The sequence below is a fragment of the Clostridioides sp. ZZV15-6597 genome (assembly GCF_020657815.1).
In the GTDB taxonomy this organism is placed as follows: Bacteria; Bacillota; Clostridia; order Peptostreptococcales; family Peptostreptococcaceae; genus Clostridioides.
This window is the reverse complement of sequence record NZ_JAGWCT010000070.1, coordinates 1-21373: the sequence shown is the minus strand read 5'-3', so window position 1 is coordinate 21373 and position 21373 is coordinate 1. Positions and strand designations below refer to the sequence as shown.

Below are 21373 nucleotides of genomic sequence, written 5' to 3'. Positions count from 1 at the left end.
AAATATATCCAATCTAAATGATATATAAATAAAGATATTTTATATAAATTTAACTTTAAATATCTCAACTGTAATATATAAAAATATATTATAGTTAAAATATACCACATATTTTGGGTATTGTATACTGGAATTGAAGCAATTAATTTATTTTTTAACATACAAATGATTTTATAAAAAAAAACAAGACTGAAAAATTCTTATATTATTTGATAGAATAAAAATAAGAGTAAATTTATTGAATTTTATAAAATTTATAAGGAGTGAGTTCAAGATATGCAAGAGAATAAAAATGATATATTTGAATCAATAGATAACAATGACTTTGACAATAAAACAGAAGACGAATATTTAGAAATAGTAAAGCAAAATGGGTTAAATTTAATATACATAAAAAATCAAACAGAAAAGATATGTCTGGAGGCTGTTAAACAAAATTGTAATGCGATAAAATGTGTTGATAATCAAACAGAAAAAATTTGCATGGAAGCAGTCAAGCAAGATTGGAGAATGTTAGAATTTGTGGAAGAGCAAACAGAAGAAATATGTATGTTAGCACTTAGCCAAGATGGAACAGCATTAAAATATATAGAAAATCAGACAGAAGAATTATGTTTAAGAGCTGTTGAAAAAAATGGTACAGCCTTAGCATTTGTAAAAGAGCAAACAGAAGAAATATGTATAGAAGCGGTTAGAAATAGTGAGTTTGGATTAGCAAGAGTAAAAAATCAAACAGATAAGATATGTATGGAAGCAGTTAAACAATGTAGTTATAATTTAAAATGGGTGGAAAATCAGACTGAAGAAATATGCATGGAGGCAGTAAGACAAAATGGGCTTGATTTGAAGTTTGTAAAAAATCAGACAGAAACAATATGTTTAAGAGCAGTAAGACAAAATGGTATGGCTTTAGAATTTGTAAAGGAACAGACTGTTGGAATATGCTTGAAAGCAGTGAGACAATATGGAATGGCTCTAAAATTTGTGAAAGAACAAACAGAAGAAATTTGTACAGAGGCTGTTAAACAAGATAAAAGAGCACTTAGTTTTGTCAAAGGAGATAAAGAAAAATATAAAGATTTATGCGACGGGAATGAGCCATTTGCAAAAAGATATGTTAGAAATGTAATAGAAAAAGAAAATAGAGCTTTGATTAAAAAAGGAGAAGAAAATGCAAAAATCAAAATTGCAGGAAAACTTCATGATAGAGGCATGTCTTTTGAAGATATATCAGATATAGTTGAGATTGAAATAAACAAGTTAAAGGTGAGTTTGGGGATTTTTTAATATAAAATAGTTAATTAAAAAATAATTGGATAGTCCTTTGTAGGATAGTAAAATAAGTGCTATAATTTGACATATAATAAATTATTTTTATTACACATTAAGGAGGGATTGAAATTGAAAATTACAATATTATATCAAACAAGAAGTGGAAACACAGAAAGAGTAGCTAAGTTAATAGAAGATGGTGCTAAAAATGTAGAAGGAATAGAAGTTAGACTTATGAGATTTAATAGTATTGATACAGAGTATTTAAATGAAAGTAAAGCAGTAATATTTGGAACACCAACATATTTAGCTAATACAACTTGGGAAGTAAAAAAATGGTTTGATGAGGATTCAAAAAAGATAAATCTAGCTGGCAAGTTGGGAGCAGTTTTTGCTACATGTGACTATGTCTGTGGCGGTCCTGATGTTGCAATTCTTACTATAGTAGGGCATTTAATGGTTAAGGGAATGCTTGTGTACTCTGGAGGTGGTTCTTTAGGAAAACCATTTATACATTTAGGACATGTACATTCAATTGAAGGGCCAGAAATACAAGACGAAAAAGCTGTAATATTTGGAGAAAGAATTGCTACAAAAGCAAAAGAATTATTTGCTTAATTTCTATATACATAACAATGCTTGAGATAAGTTTAATGCTTTAATGAGGATTTAAGGTAAAAATTGTATACAAATAAAAATTTTCCATAAAATTACTCAATATGCTATCAATATGAATTATAATATGATTGTAAACATATTATATTAAATAAAATAGTGAAAATTAAACAATAATAGTGAGGTAAGTTTATGGTATGGCATATAGAATATGAAATTTTTTCTGCAATTATAGTTGTTTTTTTGATGGTATACTTTTTTAAAAGTAAATTTATACCTACTTTACAAAATAAAATATACTGTGCACTTTTAATTTGTTCATTTTTATTCATAATTTCAAATGTTTTAGGCTCACTTTGTCTAAATAATATAAATAAACTTCCAATTTTTTTGACTGGTTTATTGAATCAAATATATTTATTTTTATTGCCGATACCAGCGGCTCTTGTATTATTTTATGTCATGGCTATTATTTATCAGGATATTAGATATATGAAAAAAAAGCTTTTATTTTTATCTATACCACTTATAATTTGCATAATTTTATCTATAACTAATCCTTTTACACACATTTTATTTGGATTGTCAAAAGAAACAGGTTATGTTCGTGGCTATGGATATACTGCAACTTTTTTATCATTTTTCTTTTATGCAATATATTCGGCATTTTTATCTTTTAAATACAAAAAAGCAATGCATGAATCTAAAATATGGGCTATTAGAGGTTTTCTTATAGTTTCAGTTATAGCAATTATTTTACAAGCGATTTTTTTACAGTATCTTCTTACAGGAACAGCATGTGCATGTAGTTTACTTTTGACATATCTTTCTATGCAGAATCGAGGTCTTATCATTGATGACCTTACTGGTGTACTTAATAGACAATCCTTTATTCAAGAACTAGATTTAAATATAAATACTGAACAGTCAGGATTTATTATTACAATTGCTCTTGATGATTTCAAATTTATGAATGAAACTTTTGGGACTAAAAATGGAGATATTGCATTAAAAGAAGTTGGGAAATATTTGATTCATATTCATGATGTAAATCATGTATATAGAATAGGAGGAGATATATTTTCTATTGTTGTTAATAGTCAGTTAGGAATATCTCCAGAGACAATTATCAATGAGATAAAAGAAAGATTTAAAAAACCATGGCTAATAGAAGAAATAAGTTTTAATTTATCAACTAGTATTGCAGCTGTTTCTTTTCCAGAAAATGCTGAAACGACAGAAGATGTTATAGTTGCAATTGACTTCTCTATACATGAAGCAAAACGCTCTGAATCAAGACAAGTTATTTATGCAGATGCGTCTATAAGTGAAAAGATAAAGAAAAAACATATAATAAAAAATTGTTTGAAAGAAGCTCTAGAAAATGATGGTTTTGATGTATATTATCAGCCTATATTTTCTACTAGTAAAGATAGATTTGCTTTAGCTGAGGCTTTGATTAGGCTAGAACATAAAGAACTAGGGTTTATACCACCAGATGAATTTATACCAATTGCAGAGCAGACAGGTCTTATTAATTCAATTGGGTTAGTGGTTTTTGAGAAGGTATGTAAATTTATAGCTAGTGATGATTTTGAAGATTTAAAGCTAGACACCATAGCTGTTAATCTTTCTGTAGTACAATGTATGCAGAAGAATTTGGCTGATGATTTGTTTAATATTATGAAAAAATACAATGTGTCACCAACTAAATTTAAATTTGAAATTACAGAAACTGTGGCATCAGGTTCATTTAATACAATTAGAGAGACCATGGAAAAATTAATTGATTTAGGGGTTAAATTTGCACTTGACGATTTTGGAATTGGTTATTCTGGAGTTACGAATATGCTTTCCTTACCATTTTCAGTAATTAAGTTAGATAAGAGTCTGATTTGGTCTATGAATGAAGATAGTAAGCATAAGCTCACAGTTGAAACTATTATATCGCTTATAAATAAATTAAATATGAAACCTGTAGCAGAAGGTGTTGAAACCATTGAATACGCTAAAGATTTAAAGTCTATGAATTGTGAATATTTACAAGGGTATTATTTCTCTAAACCTGTTCCAGAGGAAATTTTAAGGGATTTGTTGAGAGAAAATGCTTTTACGGTTTAATACCCTTTATTTTTTTAATTACAATTTTGTTCATTGACACTATTAGTCAAATATTATAAAATTAACACAATAATAAATATTAAAATTATTATATATATTATTAATATTTATTCCTAGAGTAAAGATTTATTATATATTTTTATAGCTTAAAATATATATTTTACTTAATTATTCTAAAGTAAGAAAGGAAGATGTGACATGAATAAAAAGAAAATATTAGTACCAATTGATGGAACAGAAAGAAGTATGCATTCTTTGGAATTTATACAAGGAATATTCAAAAAAGATGAAGTCGAAGTGGAAATAATGAATGTAAAAGAACTAGTATTTATTGATGGCATATCCCTAGCTGAAGAGATAAAGAATTCTGAAAACTTAGGAAGACGAATCCTGGACAGAGCAGCAGAGATAATGGGAGAGTATGATGTTAAAGTTCATTTTACTTTTGGTTATCCAGGAGATGAAATAATTAGAAAAGCAAAAGAAGATAATGTAGATATTATAGTTATGACAAAATCTACTAAAAAAGGTCTAACAAGAATGATAGGTTCAGTAACAGCAAGTGTAGTTAAACAAGCAAAGTGTATAGTGATGATTGTACCGGAGTAGAATTAGTGAGGTATCTGAAATATGAATAAAAAGATAGTAGCAGTTTGTGAAAGTGAAAAAAGTTCAAATTCTCTTAAAGAAGCTGCAAATATTTTAGGGTTTGACTTAGTTTATGAAATTCAAAGTGATGGAAGTATAAAAAATGAACTTTCTATATATGATATAGAAGATGCATCTATAGTGTTATTTGTTACAAGTGATTCTATAGAGAGTATAGAAAAGATTGATAGATTTATAGATAGGGAGTTTTATGAGGTTGATCCAAAATATATAATAAGTGATGCAAAATCTATAGTAAATGAAATTTTAATAGATTTAAATTAATCTTAAAAATATAGAAAGGGAGTGTCTTAAAATGATTTTTGAAAATCATAAATGAGATACTCTCTTTTATGTAAATACAAGAAATTCGCTATTGCAAAAAAGTCAGCTACAGCAACCTCATTTTTTTCTACATCCTTGTTAAATTGCTATTATTAAGTGCTTGTGCCATTTGTATATCCTCCATAATTTTTATTGTTTTGCTAAGATGTTTATATTTTATGACAATAAAAAAATATATCTGTGACAATATCACAAATATATTTTTAATTTAAAATATATCTAATTTAAACTTATACAAATAGATTCAATCCAGCATCTTCAGTAGCACCTAAATATGAAGCTACTCCTCCTAAATCAACACCATCTATAAACTCTTCTGACTTTATTCCCATTAAATCCATACTCATCGTACATGCCACAACTTTTACACCCATATCCAGAGCATTTTTTATTAAAGTATCTAAGTCATCAACGTTGTGCTTTTTCATTATTTGGTTTATCATCTTAGGTCCCATTCCAGCCATGTTCATTTGAGATAATGGTAATTTACCTGTATGAGATGGTAACATAATATCGAACATTTTTTCCATAGTATCTTTTGATACATTCGGCTTATCTTTTCTCTTTAATATATTAAGTCCCCAGAATGTGAAGAACATAGTTACCTCTTTACCCATAGATGCAGCTCCAGTTGCAATTATAAATGACGCTATAGCCTTATCTAAATCTCCACTAAATACTACTAGTGTTGCTCCATTTTTATCACTTTGATTTATATTGCAAGATGGATTTACATTTAATACAGTTAGTCCTTTTCTAATATATGCTACAAATGCTTTCTTTGTCTTATCAAACTCAGCCTTCATTAATGTATTTCTTGTCTTTTCACACCAAGATTGTATATCCCTGCTAAATCCTGAATCACTTGCTCTAACTTCTAATATTTGACCTTCTTGCATTTTGTTGATTTCTTCAAATACTCTTCTTATTGGTCCTGGGCATTGAAGTCCACATGCATCTAGTGTAACATTAGCATCTATTTTTGCTATATCTATGTTTTCCATATCCATATCAAAATCCTCACTATTTGTATTTATTTTCTCACTTTTATTCTGTTTATTTATGCTTTCTTCTGCTCTTTTTACTGCTAAATATGTTTTTACTCCACCATCTATGTTAATACACTTAAGCCCATGTTGTTCAAGTATTCTACAAGCAGCATATCCTCTAAGTCCAATTTGGCAAGTAGCATATAACTTTTTATTTTTTGGTATTTCATTTAGTCTATCTCTTAGCTGACCTAATGGTATGTGCATAGAATTTGGAATTTTTCCAGTAGCTAATTCAAACTCTTCTCTTACATCTATTATTACACCACTATCAGCTATTATATTGTCAACTTCATTCCATTGTACTATCTCAACCAAATCCTCTATAATATTTGATGCATAATATCCTAACATATTAACTGGATCTTTAGCTGAGTTATATGGTGGAGCGTAGCAAGTTTCTATATCTGGTAAATCAAATACAGTAAGACCACCTTTTATTGCTGTAGCTAATACATCTATACGTTTTTCAACCCCTTCTATTCCAACTCCTTGAGCTCCAAAAATCTTTCCTGTCTTAGGGTCGAAAGTCATCTTAAGAGATATAGGAAATGCTCCTGGATAATATCCAGCATGAGATCCCGGATGTATATGAATAGCTTTATAATCTAGACCTATTCTTTTTAATGTTTTTTCATTATTTCCAGTAGTAGCAACTGTATAATCAAATACTTTTGCTACTGATGAACCTAATGTTCCTTGGTAAGTGATATCTCTTCCACATATATTATCAGCTACCAATCTTCCTTGCCTATTTGCTGGCCAAGCTAGGGGAATCATTGTAGGTTTTTTATTTATAAAATCAGTTATCTCTACTGCATCTCCAAGTGCATATATATTCTCATCAGAGGTTTTCATATAATTATCAACTATTATAGCTCCTCTTTCATTTAACTTAAGTCCTGCTTCTTTCGCTATAGTTGTTTCTGGCTTAACTCCAATAGATAGTATTATCATATCTGTTTTTATTTCTTTTCCACTGGATAATATTACTTTATTTCCATTTTCAGAAAAAAATTTAACTCCGTCTTTTAAAATCAACTCAATATCTTTACTTATTAAATGATCATGTATCACACTTACCATTTCTATATCTAATGGTGCCATAACTTGTTCACTTGCTTCTACTAAAGTAAGTTTTATACCCTTATCATGAAGATTTTCTGCCATTTCAAGACCAATAAACCCTCCACCTATAACCACTGCATGTTTTGGTTTATTATTATCTACATATGCTTTTATTTTATCTGTATCTGGTATATTTCTAAGTGTAAATAAGTTTTTGCATTCATTTATACCTGAAATAGGCGGTTTTATAGGCTTGGCTCCTGGAGAAAGTACTAATACATCATAACTTTCTTCATACGTTTCACCTGTTTTGTGATTTTTTACACTTACACTTTTATTTTCTTTATCTATTTTTATAACTTCACTTAAGTTTCTTATATCTAAATTAAACTTTAAACTCATTGTTTCTACAGTTTGAACTATTAGCTTTTCTCTTTCATTTATGCTTCCTCCTATATAATATGGAAGACCACAATTTGCAAATGATATATATTCACCTTTTTCAAACATTATAATTTGAGCCTTTTCATCTAAACGTCTTAATCTAGCCGCAGTTGATGCTCCCCCTGCAACTCCACCTACTATAATAATCTTTTTATTCATAAAAGTATCTCCTTTTTATATATTGTAAAATTTTATGATATTTTTTTAACACATCTTTATCATATTCTAAATCCATATTTTAATCTGTAACTTAATCACATAACTTTTTATTTTTTTAAACTATAATAAAAAACATAAACCTCAATCAAAATTTATAACTAGAAAGGAGAAATTAATATGAGTTTTTTTTCAGAACTTTTCAAAGGCAGTAAACATGAGAATATTGATGGTATGGAATTAAACATACTTTTAAAAAATAACAAAAAAACATTAATATTAGACGTTAGAACATCAGGAGAATACAGTACTTTCAATATTCCAAAGTCTAAAAATATACCTGTACATGAATTAAAATCTAAATTAAACACTTTAGATTTATATAAGAATTCTACTATAGTTGTTTATTGTGCATCAGGTGCAAGAAGTAATTCTGCTGCAAAAATATTATCTAGAAATGGATTTAATAGTGTTTATAACTTAAAAGGTGGAATATCGAGCTATATATCAAAGAAAAAGTAAAATAGTATTACAATATTTTAGGAGGTAATCATGAATAATCAAAAATGGTTAAAAGGAGCAATTATATTAGGTTTATCATTTTTTATATCAGTTTTATTAATTAAGCCAATAGGAGTATCTACCCAATTTTCAGTTCTATCAGGTATAATTCATAGTACTGTGGAGCAAGGTATAATACAAGAAGATAATGAAAGAGAAACTGGATATAAAAGTGCAAATGAGTATTATGATAAATCAGATGGTAAATTAGCTAAATCAATAAAAAATCCTATTAATTATGATTTTATATTTGTACTAGCAATACCATTGGGTAGTTTTATAGGTCATGCAACTAGGAATAAAAAAGAAAATAAGCTATATTCAGAGGATATCTGTAAGGTAAATACAAATAAAAACTTTATACAAAAATACTTACCTAGCTTTATAGGTGGATTTTTACTATTATATGGAGCTAGATTAGCTGATGGATGTACTAGTGGGCACATGATGAGTGGTATGATGCAATCAAGTGTTAGTGGATATGTATTTGCAGGTGTTGTATTTGCGGTTGCTATACCAACTGCTATTTTAGTTAAGAAATTCAAATATTAATAAGAAGTTAGGAGAAAATAATATGAAAATATTACTTGCCATATTACTTGGAGCATTCTTTGGATATGCTTTATATAAAGTTGGAGCTACAAGCCCAAAAAAATTATTATCTATGTTAAGATTAGAAGATTTACATTTAGCTAAAGTTATATTCTTTGCGATAGGTTTTTCAAGTGTACTCCTATATTTAGCAAACTTAATAGGAATATTTAACTTAGATCATTTAAGTATTAAAACTATGAACACTGGTGTTATACTTGGAGGGATTATATTTGGGTTAGGATTTGGAAGTGCTGGCACTTGTCCTGGTACTTGTGTTGGTGCAGCATCAGGAGATAACTTAAAAAAAGCAATTAGTACTATTTTAGGTGGACTTACTGGAGCATTTGCATTTTCGATGTCATATGCTTCTCTAAAATCAATTGGATTAATTTCAAGCTTAGATATGAGTAAATTAACATTATTTAATTTATCACCAGAGTTTCCATCATTATTCAATTTAGGATTTACGGGATTACTTATAACTGGAGTCTTATTTATGGGTGGTTCTCTACTACTTCCAAATTCTATAATAAAAAAATAATTAATTAGGATGTGTTAATATGAGTCATATAAATATAGAATCGTATTTTAAAGATAAACTACCATTTTTCAATGATTTATCTGAAAGTGAAGTAAAAGATTTAATTTCAGCAAGTTATATTCAAAAATATAATAAAGGTGAACTAGTTCATTCTAAAAATTCAGCCTGTACTGGAATAGTAGTAGTTTTAAATGGTCAGCTTAGAAGCTTTATGACTTCAAATTCAGGTAAAGAAATTACTCTTTTTAAATTATTTGAACGTGATATTTGTATGTTATCTTCTTCTTGTGTATATCAAGATATTACTTATGATATCAATTTAGAAGCCGAAAAAGATTCTTCAGTTATTATAATTGATAGTAAATTTTTCAAGGAAATTTCTAGTAACAATCTTAGCATACAAAACTTCTTTCTTACTTTAACTCAAGATAAATTGTCTCAAATTATGTGGGTTCTTGAGCAAGTTGTATTTTTTAGCTTAGATAGTAGAGTAGCTAATTTTTTAATAGACCAATACTATTTAAATGATTCTATAAACATTAATATAACTCATGATACTATAGCTAACAATTTAGGCTCCGCCCGAGAAGCTATAAGTCGAATGCTTAAGAGGTTTGAAAATGATAAAATAGTAGAACTTTCAAGAGGAAGTATCAAAATAATTGATATAGAAAAATTAAAATTTTTATCAAGTCCGTAAAATCGAGTCTATAAAATAAAATGTGTATTCTTCTAAAAAATGGTGATAAGCAGGGTATTAATCCAATTATCAAAATAGGAGGTACACATTTTTATGTGTAATAAAACAGGACTATTAAAACATTTAATCCAAGATTATGGAAATGACATATCTGTAATAGAAAACTAATTTATTGGTATGTATTCAAAAGGTATGTCAACCTTGAGACAACTAATTTTAATGTTTAAGATTAAACTATATTTGGCTCTAGAAAATATTTCAAAATATTTAAAGAGAGAATAAACAAAAACCAAAATTGACAAAATATGGTACATAATCTAAAATAATAACAGTAATCGTTATTAATATTGAAAATTAAAGCGTAATTACGAGAAAGTCAAAATTATAAGGAGAAAGATTAGATGAAACACTCATTTACTGAAATTAGAATTCCTATTGAAAAGGATAACCCTGCAATACTTAGGGATGAATCAAAATGTGTAAAATGTGGTCAGTGTAGAACTGTTTGTGAGAAAGAAATCGCTGTAGGGAAAATGTATGACTTAGATAAGACAGGTGATAACGCCATCTGTATTCATTGTGGGCAATGTGCAGTTGTATGTCCAGTTGAATCAATTACACAAGTGTATGATTATGAAAAAGTGAAAAGTTCTATTAATGATTCAGAAAAAATAGTTATATTCAGTACATCCCCATCTGTAAGAGTTGCACTTGGTGAAGAATTTGGTATGGAACCTGGTACATATGTTGAGGAAAAGATGGTTTCTGCTTTAAGAAAATTAGGGGCAGATTATGTATTTGATACTACATTTTCAGCTGATTTAACTATTATGGAAGAAGCATCTGAATTAATAGAGTGTATAACAAAGAATGAGAAATCACTACCTCAATTTACAAGTTGCTGTCCAGCTTGGGTTAAGTTTGTAGAAACATTTTATCCAGAACTGATACCAAATTTATCTACTGCTAAAAGTCCAATAGGTATGCAAGGGCCAACGATAAAAACATATTTTGCTAAAAAGAAAGGTCTTAATCCAAAACAAATTGTAAATGTAGCTGTAACTCCATGTACAGCTAAAAAATATGAAATATTAAGACCAGAAATGAATGATTCAGGAAAATACTATAAAGATGAATCCATACGTGATATGGACTATGTGATTACAACTAAAGAATTAGCAAAGTGGTTAAAAGAAGAAGAAATTTCATTTGAAAATCTAGAGAATTCATCATATGATGATTTATTAGGTAGAGGAAGTGGAGCAGGAATTATATTTGGCAATACTGGTGGAGTTATGGAAGCATCTATAAGAACTGCCTATTATCTAATTACAGGAGAGCAACCTCCTCAAAATATACTAAATTTTACTCCTATTAGAGGAATTGATGGAATAAAGGAGGCAGAAGTTAAAGTAGCTGATAAAGTTATAAATGTAGCAGTAATACATGGTACTGCTAATGCTAAAAGTCTAATAGAGAGTATGAATGATAATAAACATAAATATGATTTTATAGAGGTCATGACATGTAGAGGTGGATGTATAAGTGGGGCAGGTCAGCCAAAAACATCTTTTGAAGTCACAGATATGATTAGGTTTAAGCGTATAGCGGGTCTGTATAATAAGGATAATACTATAAAAATAAAATCTAGTTATGAAAATCCAGATATAAAACAAGTTTATAAAGAATTTTATGGAAGTCCACTTTCTGATTTAGCGGAAAGTATGTTACATACAGCATATAATTCTAAAAATTATATGTTAAATAATATATTAGAAAATGAGAATATTTAAATAAAAAAAATAATATTATATATAGTTGACAAAAAGTGGAAATTAATATATTATATAAATATAGAAATAGTAATCATTACTATTATTGAAAAGGGAGGAATTAATTATGAACTTAAAAGGAACTAAAACAGAAAAGAATTTAATGGCAGGATTTGCAGGGGAATCAGAAGCAAGAAATAAATATACATACTATGCATCAAAAGCTAAAAAAGAAGGGTACAATCAAATAGCTGCTATATTTGAAGAAACTGCTAACAACGAAAAGGAACATGCTAAACTATGGTTTAAACTTTTACATGATGGAATGCCTTCAACAGAAGAAAATTTAAAAGATGCAGCAGCAGGTGAAAATTATGAGTGGACTGACATGTATGCAACATTTGCTAAAGAAGCTAGAGAAGAAGGATTTGACAAAATAGCTTATTTATTTGAAGCTGTTGGAAGAATAGAAAAAGAACATGAAGAAAGATACTTAAAACTTTTAGAAAACCTAAATGAAGGAAAAATCTTTAAAAGAGAAGAAGAAGTTGTTTGGCAATGTCAAAACTGTGGTCATGTGTATGTAGGTACTGAAGCACCAGAAAAATGCCCTGTATGTGACCATCCAAAGGCTTATTTCAATATAAAAGCTGAAAACTATTAAAAATTATTATAATTAAAAAGGAATGTTAACTATGAAATTTTCTAAACAAAGAGAACTGATTTTAAATGAAATATTAAATAATCCAGTTCATCCTACTGCTGATTGTTTGTATGAAAATCTAAAAAAAGATAATCCGAGTTTAAGCTTAGGGACTGTGTATAGAAATTTAGCTCAGCTAACAGAACATGGTTTTATAAAAAAAGTTAGTATTCCAGGAAATCCAGATAGATTTGATGGTAGAACAGAAAATCACTATCATATTATATGTGAAGTATGTGGAGAGGTGTACGATTTAGAATCTGAAATTCTTAGCAATTTAAAAGAATCAATATCAGAAGAAACAGACATAAAAATAACATCTTATAACATAAGTTTTAAAGGGATTTGTAATAATTGTAGAAAGTGTAGCCAAGTAGGTTAACTTTTCAAATTCTAAAAATAATTAATGAGGTGAGTTTATGTGTAGTGAAAAAAGATTTTTTATATGTGAGACTTGTGGTAATCTTATAGGGATGATACACAGTGCAGGTGTTCCTGTTTTCTGTTGTGGAAAGCCTATGAAAGAGCTTGTTCCCAATACAACAGATGCAGCAGTTGAAAAACATGTGCCTGTGATTGAAGTAGATGGCAATAATGTTACTGTTAAAGTAAGTAGTGTTGCTCATCCAATGACTAAAGAACATCATATAGCATGGGTGTATCTTATGACTGAACAAGGTGGTCAACGTAAATGTCTAGCAGTAGATGGAGAGCCTGTAGTTAAATTTGCTTTGAATGATGATGATAAAGTAGTATCTGCATATGCTTATTGTAATTTACATGGATTATGGAAAGCTGAATTGTAATATTTAAATAAACTGAATTAAAAAGGAGGCTAAAAAATAGAAATTTATTTCTATAAAAATAGCCTCCTATAAATTTATATAATTTCAAATCTTAATTTGTTTTGAGATTAATAGAGTATAAGGAGAAAATAATATGTCAATTTATAAATGTAGTGTTTGTGGATATATTTATGATGAATCTAAAAATGATAAAACATGGGATGAGTTAAGTGAATACTGGACATGTCCTGTATGTACAAAAGGTCGTAGTTATTTTGGAAAAATAAGTACTGTGTATTTTGAAGGTGAAGAAAATAAAGAAAATAAAATAGAAGCATCTGTTCAAGAAAAATCTGATGTAAATAGTGAAAAAACAGGTGATTTAAATTATTTAAATACATATTTAAGAAGAGATGATGAAGTTGAGCAACATATGGATATAATTCATGAAATGGCTGTTACAGGAAAGTCTATAATAGAGCCTATGAAAACTAAACTACCAGTAATTTCTTGGGATGATATTTTAATTATGGGAGCTCAATTAAATCCATTACCTCTAAATGAACATGATGAAGTAAATACAACAACAATAATAGGAAAAAAAGCAAAAAAACCTATGGTAATAGAAAATCCAGTTTATATTTCTCATATGTCATTTGGTGCTTTGTCTAAAGAATTAAAAATAGCTTTAGCAAAAGGTGCAGCTAAAAATAAAACAGCTATGTGTAGTGGTGAGGGTGGTATATTACCAGAAGAAATGGAAGCTTCATATAAGTATATTTTTGAATATGTCCCAAATAAGTATAGTGTAACTGAAGAAAATCTTAAAAATTCTGATGCTATAGAGATAAAAATTGGTCAGGGAACAAAACCTGGTATGGGAGGTCATCTTCCAGGTGAAAAAGTAACTGAAGAAATTGCCAAAGTTAGAAATAAGCCTGTAGGACAAGATGTTATAAGTCCATCTTGTTTTGAAGAAATACAATCAAAAGAAGACTTAAAGAAACTTGTAGATGAGCTTAGAGAGGTCTCAGAAGGACGTCCAATTGGTATTAAAATTTCAGCTGGGCACATTGAGAGAGATATGGAATTTATAGCTTATGCTAAACCTGACTTTATGACTATTGATGGACGTGGTGGAGCTACTGGAGCAAGTCCAAAGTTACTTAAGGATGCAACTTCAGTTCCAACAATATTTGCTCTTTATCGTGCTAGAAAATACATAGATACACATGGATTAGATATAGACTTAGTTATAACAGGTGGTCTTCGTATATCTACTGACTTTGCTAAGGCCATAGCTATGGGAGCTGATGCAATTGCAATTGCTAGTTCTGCTCTTATGGCAGCAGCATGTCAACAATATCGTATATGTGGTTCTGGTAAGTGTCCTGTAGGAGTAGCTACTCAAGATGAGGAATTAAGAAAAAGATTACATATGGAAAATAGTGCAAATAGAGTGGCAAATTTCTTAAATGTTAGTTTAGAAGAGCTTAAGACTTTTGCTAGAATTTCTGGTCATAAAGATATACATGATTTGAGCGTTGATGATTTATATACAGTTAACTCTGAGATATCAAATTATACGAATATACAACATGTATAAATTTTTAATTTAAAACTATCTAATAATACGAGTTTATAAAAGAAAATAAATTTAATAAAAAGAGAATTTTATATTATAGAATTCTCTTTTTTAATGTGAAATTGAAGAGATTAAATTGTAAAATACATTGTAATATCGTACTATTAAACTAAACAACAATTTAAGGAGTGATTATTATGGAAAAGATGCAGATACAAGTTCTCGTTGATAATAATACATATATTGATAGGTACTTTGTTGGAGAACCAGCAGTTAGTTATTATATTGAGATTGATGGAAATAGAATTTTATTTGATGCAGGCTATTCAGAGGTATTTATATCAAATGCTGAAAAAATGGATATAGATTTAGGAGACTTGACTCATGTTATTTTTTCTCATGGACATAATGACCATACAAGGGGTATTCAATTTTTAGCAAATAAATATGATTTATCTAAAGTTAAGCTTATAGCACACCCTAATTGTCTTAAACCTAAAAAATGTGGAGGTGATAATATAGGAGCACCATTTTCTATTGAGAAAGCTAGAAATACTTTTATGTATGAACCAAAGAGTAAACCTTTTAAGATAAGTGAAAATTGTATATTCTTAGGAGAGATTCCCTCTATAAATAACTTTGAAAAAAGAGCAAAAATAGGAAAATATAAATCAGAAAATTTATGGGATGATGATTATGTTTTAGATGATTCGGCTATAGCATGTAAGACTGATAAAGGTATTTTTATTGTTACAGGATGTTCTCATAGTGGAATTTGTAATATAGTGGAATATGCCAAAAAAGTATGTGGTGATAATAGAATTGTTGGAATCTTGGGTGGTTTTCATCTTTTTGAATTGGATGATAGACTAGGTAGTACTATTCAATATTTGAAAAAAGAAGAAATAAACATGTTGTATCCTTGTCACTGTGTTTCTTTTAAGGTAAAGGCTAAGATGAATGAAATGTTAAATGTAAATGAAGTTGGAGTAGGATTAACTATAAGCATATAGTATTAATTTAAAAAAAAGATGTTTTTAATTATTTAATATTTTCATTAGTAGATAATTTTATTATGTATTAATAATGATGATATAAAGAGAAGTAAATTAAATTAGTTTATCTAAATACAATATTATTTTAAATATAAATTTATTTTTATATATAAGTCTTAATGATTTCAATAAGAATGCAAATATAGTAATAAATGATTATAACTATTATAGGTATGTTAATCATTATCTAATTAGATAAGTCCATTTGTAAAAAATTTAACATTATAAAAACAGTTTCATATAACAAAACATAATATAAAAATATTATTAATTCATAATAATAAAATAAACGCATGAAATTTACCTGATTAGAAATAAAAAAATTAAAATTGTAAATTTTTAGAAAAATTACTGTTGAATTAACTTGACAAAAATGTTATTATTTTGTCAAATGTATGTTAAATTATAAATTTTTTACTATTATTTCTAGAGAGGATGATTTTATGCAAAAAAATGTAAAAAAAGCAAAAGCAACAGGCTCTATTCTAGCTATATTTGGAGTTGCAAGTGTTCTTTTTAGTTCGCATGCAGGTGGAGGGTTTGCTACAGGAAATCAAGAAACTCAGTATTATGTGCAATATGGATGGATTGCACCACTCATGGCAATTTTAGCAATGATTATACTTACTGCTACGATGAGAGAAGTTATTATAATGTATAATAATAATAATTGTAAGAATTATAAGGATTTATTTTGTGAACTTTGGAGTCCATATCCAAAACTTGAAATAATATGGGAGATATATTATTATCTAATGGTTTTAATAGCTGTAAGCGCTGTTATAGCAGGTGCGGCAGCAGTTTTTCAGAGTATAGGAATTAATTATTTTATAGCCGTCTTTATTATCGGAATTGTACTTCTTATTTTTACTATATTTGGAGCTATGCTTGTATCTAAAGCAGCAACAGCAATGACCATAGCTATATTAGTATGTACTCTTACTATTTTTATAGTGGGTATAAAAGCTAAGGTACCAGAAATATCTGAAATATTCTCAAACAGAACAAGCTTCACACCTGGATACTTTAAGCCAATACTTAATACTTTTATTTATGCAGGATTCCAATCAGTTGTTATACCTACACTTGCAAGCTGTTCAAGACCACTTCTTAAAAATTCCAAAGAAGCTACTAAAGCAATGATAGTTTCATTTGTTATGAATGCAGTTGCGTTGGGGCTTGCTGTAACTATGCTAATGGGATGGTATAGAGAATTTACTGCTGCTGGACAAACAACGCTTCCTACTCTTTATGTTGCAGGTCAATCTGGAAATAACACTATATACATAATTTATAATGTAGCACTATTCCTTTGTTTGATGTCTACAGGAGTAACTACAATATTTGGTCTTGTAAATAGATTTGAAGACCATAAAGCACTTTCTTTCCTTTCTTCAAAAATGAAAAGAAGAGTATTTACAGCATGTGCAATAATGGTAGTATCAATGCTTATATCTCTTACAGGGTTAAGTAACATAGTTAAGTATGGATATGGATATTGTGGTTATCTTGGTCTATTCACTATAGTTATACCTTTTCTAACATTGGGTCATTATAAGAATAAGAAATTTGCAAAAGAACATCCAGAGGCTAAATGGCCAGCAGATTTAGATGAGAATGTTGAGAATTTATAGTATAAATTAGTAGCTTAAGTATAAAAAGATGGTCTATAAAAGATTCATTAATGATGACTTAAGTGCAAAATTAATATAAGATTAATATCAGAAAAAATTTAAAATGATATTAACAATATTATTAAAATGAAACAATATAAAAATGTATGTGAATTTATCTAAGATAAGTACACATACGTTTTTATTTATTCAATTTTTATAAATTAAGGCGTAAAACCACTATACCTTTAGGTTAGTGGATGTAAGCCTATCCCTGACTTTGTATATATCTTTCAATAGTTTCTTTAGAAACATTTCCTATACTACAAGCAAAGTATCCATCTGACCAAAAAGTTTTTTCCTTCCAGAAATATTTGTTAAGATATAATTGGTTATTGTTAATTCTCCAAATCCTATAAGTTGAAATTTGCTTAAACCATCTTACTATCTCTAATATAGAAATTGTTGGTCTATATTTAACTAATAGATGCACATGATTTTTATCAACTTCCATTTCACTATGATTAAATCTTTTTCTTTTGCTATATTACTAAGAATATGTTTAATTTCATCACCAAATTTAATTAACAAGTTTTTTCTGTATTTACATACAAATATCAGATGTACCAATAACAAACACTTAGAATGATTTCTACTAACATAATCCACAACTCCAATTCAATCCCTTCTTAAATATATATGGTTTAATTAGTTTTACATTTGGCACTTTTTTGATTTCTTTTAAAGCTATATATTGACCCTCATTTTGACTGCCTTTAACTGTATAAACTTTTCCATCATATTTAATCAAGTCATTTGGCTGATACAATGATTTTTGCTTCCTTATTCTTCTTTGACCTTTAGATATTTTCTGACCTCTGAACACTCTAAGATTTTCAGAATTTAAATTCTTGTTTCTAGTTCTTCTTCCACAATTAAGTTCACTTGCAGAAACTTTCTCACCAGTTCTATTATCTATATATTTAGCATCATAGAATTTTTCAAGACTTCTATTGTTTAATCTTGATTGTTCAACTTTAAATACTTCTAAATTTCTAACTTGATTAACACCTTTAGCTATAGCAAAAGCATCATTAAAATGACTTTTTTCTATACCATGTTCAATTCTATGATTTTTAGTCAAATAACCATAAGTTGCTTTAATGTTAGTATATTTTTCTTTCAACTGTTCCAATAAGTACCATCTTATCATTGACATAAATGTAGCATCTTTAAAATCTTTAACCTTTTTACCATTTTCACACCAATCATACAGAAATTTACCCTTTTTATGATTAGGAGATGTATGACACTTATTACACAAAGTTATTAAATTACTAGGAGCATCAGAACCACTATCACTCTTGTACTTAATATGATGAATTTCTAATATCTGTTCTTTATTCTTATTCTTACAATTAGGATTTTGACATTTATGTCCATCTCTATGAAGTACATATTCCCTTACATTCCAAAAACCAATTTGTTCTCCCTGCTGATACTTTACTCCATATATATCAGGATTCTTGATTTTTTGTATATCAAAGTTGGCAACCTCTATTACTATATTTTTAATAGGCAGTATTGAATTAAGATAATCTATAAATTTAACATGAGTATCTAACTTATGTTGTTAACTTGGTGCTAACCATCCATTTTCTATTTTTCTATTGTTCCATCTAGGTTTTCTATATCTTAATCTTTGTCTTCTAATTCTTCTATATTGACTTTTTTCTAATAATCTATCTTTCATACCTTGAAGCAACTTTACTTCTCCAACTATCAATTCTTTACTATCTGTTATAGCTGAAAATCCTATATTTAAATATCCGCTATCTATCCCTAATGTTACAGATTGAATATATTCAGTATCCGTTTTATACAGTAATTGTATAGTAAATGGATTAACTCTTTTAACAGTAGCTTTCTTTTGTTTTAATAATTTTCTAGCTTTTGCATTATTAGTAGGCATTAACGGTTTTCCTTCAAAGCTAATTACATACACCATAATATTAATCCTTTCAGATAATTTAACCTCACCTTACGGTGGTAAGCTCTCTTCGCCAATGTTATGAAAGGTTTTAAATATACCACACTTCGCCTGCCATCAGTGATGTTTAATGATACACTGTAGAGTTTAGGACTAGAGAAGTATCCTAAAGTACCTATATATTCTTACATAACGTAGTTAAAACTTAGGCTATTCAACTAACTTGTAATCTCCTACAAGCCACTACCCTTTAGGGTAGTTGGCAGTTGACAATTTGATAGTTAGCCTATATATTATAATTTTACAATTCTTCTATTAATTTTAGATTCTATAGCTGTTTCAATTTCACTTAATATTCTCTCGTTTTTAGGGTCAATAAAAGCACAAGTATAACCCTGTTCTCCAGCTCTACCAGTTCTACCAATACGGTGAATATAGTCTTCAGGCGTTTCTGGTAAATCGTAATTATATATGTGACTTACTCCTGATATATCAAGACCTCGAGAAGCTACGTCTGTAGCTATTAAATATTGTATTTCTAAATTTCTAAATGATTTCATTATTCTTTCTCGCTTTGATTGGGCGATATCACTATGCAACTTTTGACAATTATATCCTCGTATAGCAAGAGCCTCTTCAAGGTTGTCAACTCTTCTTTTAGTTCTACAGAATATTATAGCCATAAAAGGATTGTCTTCATTTAAAACGCTGCATAAAGCATCTAATTTCTTTCTATCTGTAGTTTCTACTACTTCTTGTTTTATATTAGTAAGAGTAATTTCTTCTTTTTCAATAGAAACAACAACAGGATTTTTTGTATATCTATAAGCTAATTTTTTAACTTGAGAATCCATAGTTGCAGAAAAGCATAATGTCTGTTTTTTATTTGAAGTTTCTTTTAAAATAGCTTCAACCTCATTTTTAAATCCCATAAGCAACATTTGGTCTGCTTCATCTAAAACAAAAGTTTTTAATTTGCTAAGGTCAATTGTTTTTCTATTTAAGTGGTCTAGAAGTCTACCTGGTGTTGCTATAATCATATGAATATTTCCTTTTAGTTTTTTTATCTGAGAACCAATGTCTTTTCCACCATAAGCTGCTAGAATATTTATATCCTTAGATTCTTTAAGTTTTATAGCTTCTTCTGTTATTTGAATAGCAAGTTCTCTAGTTGGAGACAGTATAAGTACTTGTATATCATCTATATCCAATGATATATTCTCAAATATCGGAAGCAAGAAAGCAAGTGTTTTACCTGTCCCAGTCTGAGCTTCTGCTATGACATCTTTTCCTGATTTTATTAAAGGAATACTTTCTTTTTGTATAGGTGTAGGTGTTGTTATTCCTGATGTTTTTATAATATTTATAGTATCTTCGCTAATTCCTAAGCTCTTAAAATCCATTATTATCTTACCTTTCATGAAAAATTTTCTATTTTATTAATCAATTAATAATATCATATTTGTAAGTATTTTTAGTAATTTTTTCGATTATTATTTATATAGTTTAAAAATATAGTGTATAACTCTTAAAATATAGTGTAGATTTTGCCTCTTTAACACATTTCCGAGCCCAGGAGACGAAGGCTGATCTGGAATGCGGTCTTTTGCTTGAAAAAAAAAAAACAATTAACAAATATAAAAAAGTATAGAAACAAAAATGTAATGATAAAACACAAATCATACAAAAAAGTACATCAAAGAAAAATATAAATGAAAATTTAACATCACGATAATGCTGATCACAACATCATATA

18 protein-coding genes and 2 pseudogenes are annotated in these 21373 nt (G+C 28.4%); 16 read left to right on the top strand and 4 right to left on the bottom strand.

Going from position 1 to position 21373, the window contains the following annotated elements; all coding sequences use genetic code 11:
- Positions 1-276 precede the first annotated feature (276 nt).
- From KGF52_RS14515 to KGF52_RS14495, 5 genes are all read left to right on the top strand, one after another.
- Positions 277-1287 (top strand): DUF4116 domain-containing protein, encoded by a 1011-nt coding sequence (locus KGF52_RS14515; RefSeq protein WP_227840663.1) that lies wholly within the window; start codon positions 277-279, stop codon positions 1285-1287.
- A 114-nt stretch (positions 1288-1401) separates the two neighbouring features.
- Complete coding sequence (locus tag KGF52_RS14510; protein WP_227840662.1) at positions 1402-1890, top strand: flavodoxin domain-containing protein; 489 nt, start codon at positions 1402-1404, stop codon at positions 1888-1890.
- A 189-nt stretch (positions 1891-2079) separates the two neighbouring features.
- Positions 2080-4008: an EAL domain-containing protein gene (locus KGF52_RS14505; protein WP_227829647.1), complete on the top strand. Its 1929-nt coding sequence runs from the start codon at positions 2080-2082 to the stop codon at positions 4006-4008.
- 198 nt (positions 4009-4206) lie between these two features.
- Positions 4207-4617 (top strand): universal stress protein, encoded by a 411-nt coding sequence (locus KGF52_RS14500; RefSeq protein WP_227433366.1) that lies wholly within the window; start codon positions 4207-4209, stop codon positions 4615-4617.
- Between the two features lie 21 nt (positions 4618-4638).
- Positions 4639-4941 carry a PTS sugar transporter subunit IIBC gene (locus KGF52_RS14495; RefSeq protein ID WP_227829646.1) on the top strand — a complete coding sequence of 101 codons (303 nt, stop codon included), beginning with the start codon at positions 4639-4641 and terminating at the stop codon, positions 4939-4941.
- 290 nt (positions 4942-5231) lie between these two features.
- Here KGF52_RS14495 and cdr read toward each other — a convergent pair whose 3' ends face one another.
- Complete coding sequence (gene cdr, locus KGF52_RS14490) at positions 5232-7721, bottom strand: CoA-disulfide reductase (RefSeq protein ID WP_227840661.1); 2490 nt, start codon at positions 7719-7721, stop codon at positions 5232-5234.
- A gap of 177 nt (positions 7722-7898) precedes the next feature.
- Between cdr and KGF52_RS14485 the strand changes: the two genes are divergently transcribed.
- From KGF52_RS14485 to KGF52_RS14435, 11 genes are all read left to right on the top strand, one after another.
- Positions 7899-8240, top strand: coding sequence for a rhodanese-like domain-containing protein (locus tag KGF52_RS14485; RefSeq protein ID WP_227829644.1), 342 nt, complete (start codon positions 7899-7901; stop codon positions 8238-8240).
- 30 nt (positions 8241-8270) lie between these two features.
- Complete coding sequence (locus tag KGF52_RS14480; protein WP_227840660.1) at positions 8271-8831, top strand: YeeE/YedE thiosulfate transporter family protein; 561 nt, start codon at positions 8271-8273, stop codon at positions 8829-8831.
- A gap of 22 nt (positions 8832-8853) precedes the next feature.
- On the top strand, positions 8854-9414 hold the full coding sequence (locus tag KGF52_RS14475) for a DUF6691 family protein (protein WP_227840659.1): 561 nt from the start codon (positions 8854-8856) through the stop codon (positions 9412-9414).
- A gap of 19 nt (positions 9415-9433) precedes the next feature.
- Positions 9434-10114: a Crp/Fnr family transcriptional regulator gene (locus tag KGF52_RS14470; protein ID WP_227840658.1), complete on the top strand. Its 681-nt coding sequence runs from the start codon at positions 9434-9436 to the stop codon at positions 10112-10114.
- A gap of 401 nt (positions 10115-10515) precedes the next feature.
- Complete coding sequence (locus KGF52_RS14465) at positions 10516-11907, top strand: [FeFe] hydrogenase, group A (protein ID WP_227840657.1); 1392 nt, start codon at positions 10516-10518, stop codon at positions 11905-11907.
- Positions 11908-12013: 106 nt separating this feature from the next.
- Entirely contained in the window at positions 12014-12550 is a 537-nt protein-coding gene (rbr, locus tag KGF52_RS14460) for a rubrerythrin (protein ID WP_227433364.1), read from the top strand.
- 31 nt (positions 12551-12581) lie between these two features.
- Entirely contained in the window at positions 12582-12971 is a 390-nt protein-coding gene (locus tag KGF52_RS14455; protein WP_227829639.1) for a Fur family transcriptional regulator, read from the top strand.
- A 37-nt stretch (positions 12972-13008) separates the two neighbouring features.
- Positions 13009-13395, top strand: a complete 387-nt coding sequence (locus tag KGF52_RS14450) for a desulfoferrodoxin family protein (protein WP_227829638.1) — start codon at positions 13009-13011, stop codon at positions 13393-13395.
- A 133-nt stretch (positions 13396-13528) separates the two neighbouring features.
- Positions 13529-14980, top strand: a complete 1452-nt coding sequence (locus tag KGF52_RS14445) for a glutamate synthase-related protein (protein WP_227840656.1) — start codon at positions 13529-13531, stop codon at positions 14978-14980.
- Positions 14981-15156: 176 nt separating this feature from the next.
- Complete coding sequence (locus KGF52_RS14440) at positions 15157-15972, top strand: MBL fold metallo-hydrolase (protein WP_227840655.1); 816 nt, start codon at positions 15157-15159, stop codon at positions 15970-15972.
- A gap of 485 nt (positions 15973-16457) precedes the next feature.
- Positions 16458-17648, top strand: a complete 1191-nt coding sequence (locus tag KGF52_RS14435) for a hypothetical protein (RefSeq protein ID WP_227829635.1) — start codon at positions 16458-16460, stop codon at positions 17646-17648.
- A gap of 247 nt (positions 17649-17895) precedes the next feature.
- On the opposite strand, the pseudogene tnpA reads toward KGF52_RS14435, so the two are convergent.
- The 3 genes and pseudogenes from tnpA to KGF52_RS14420 all read right to left on the bottom strand — a co-directional run bounded on the left by tnpA (position 17896) and on the right by KGF52_RS14420 (position 21038).
- Positions 17896-18296, bottom strand: a pseudogene (gene tnpA, locus KGF52_RS14430) (IS200/IS605 family transposase).
- A pseudogene (gene iscB / locus KGF52_RS14425) lies at positions 18283-19635 on the bottom strand (RNA-guided endonuclease IscB). The pseudogenes tnpA and iscB overlap by 14 nt, the downstream one beginning before the upstream one ends.
- Positions 19636-19910: 275 nt before the next feature.
- Positions 19911-21038: a DEAD/DEAH box helicase gene (locus KGF52_RS14420; protein WP_227830128.1), complete on the bottom strand. Its 1128-nt coding sequence runs from the start codon at positions 21036-21038 to the stop codon at positions 19911-19913.
- Between the last annotated feature and the right edge of the window lie 335 nt (positions 21039-21373).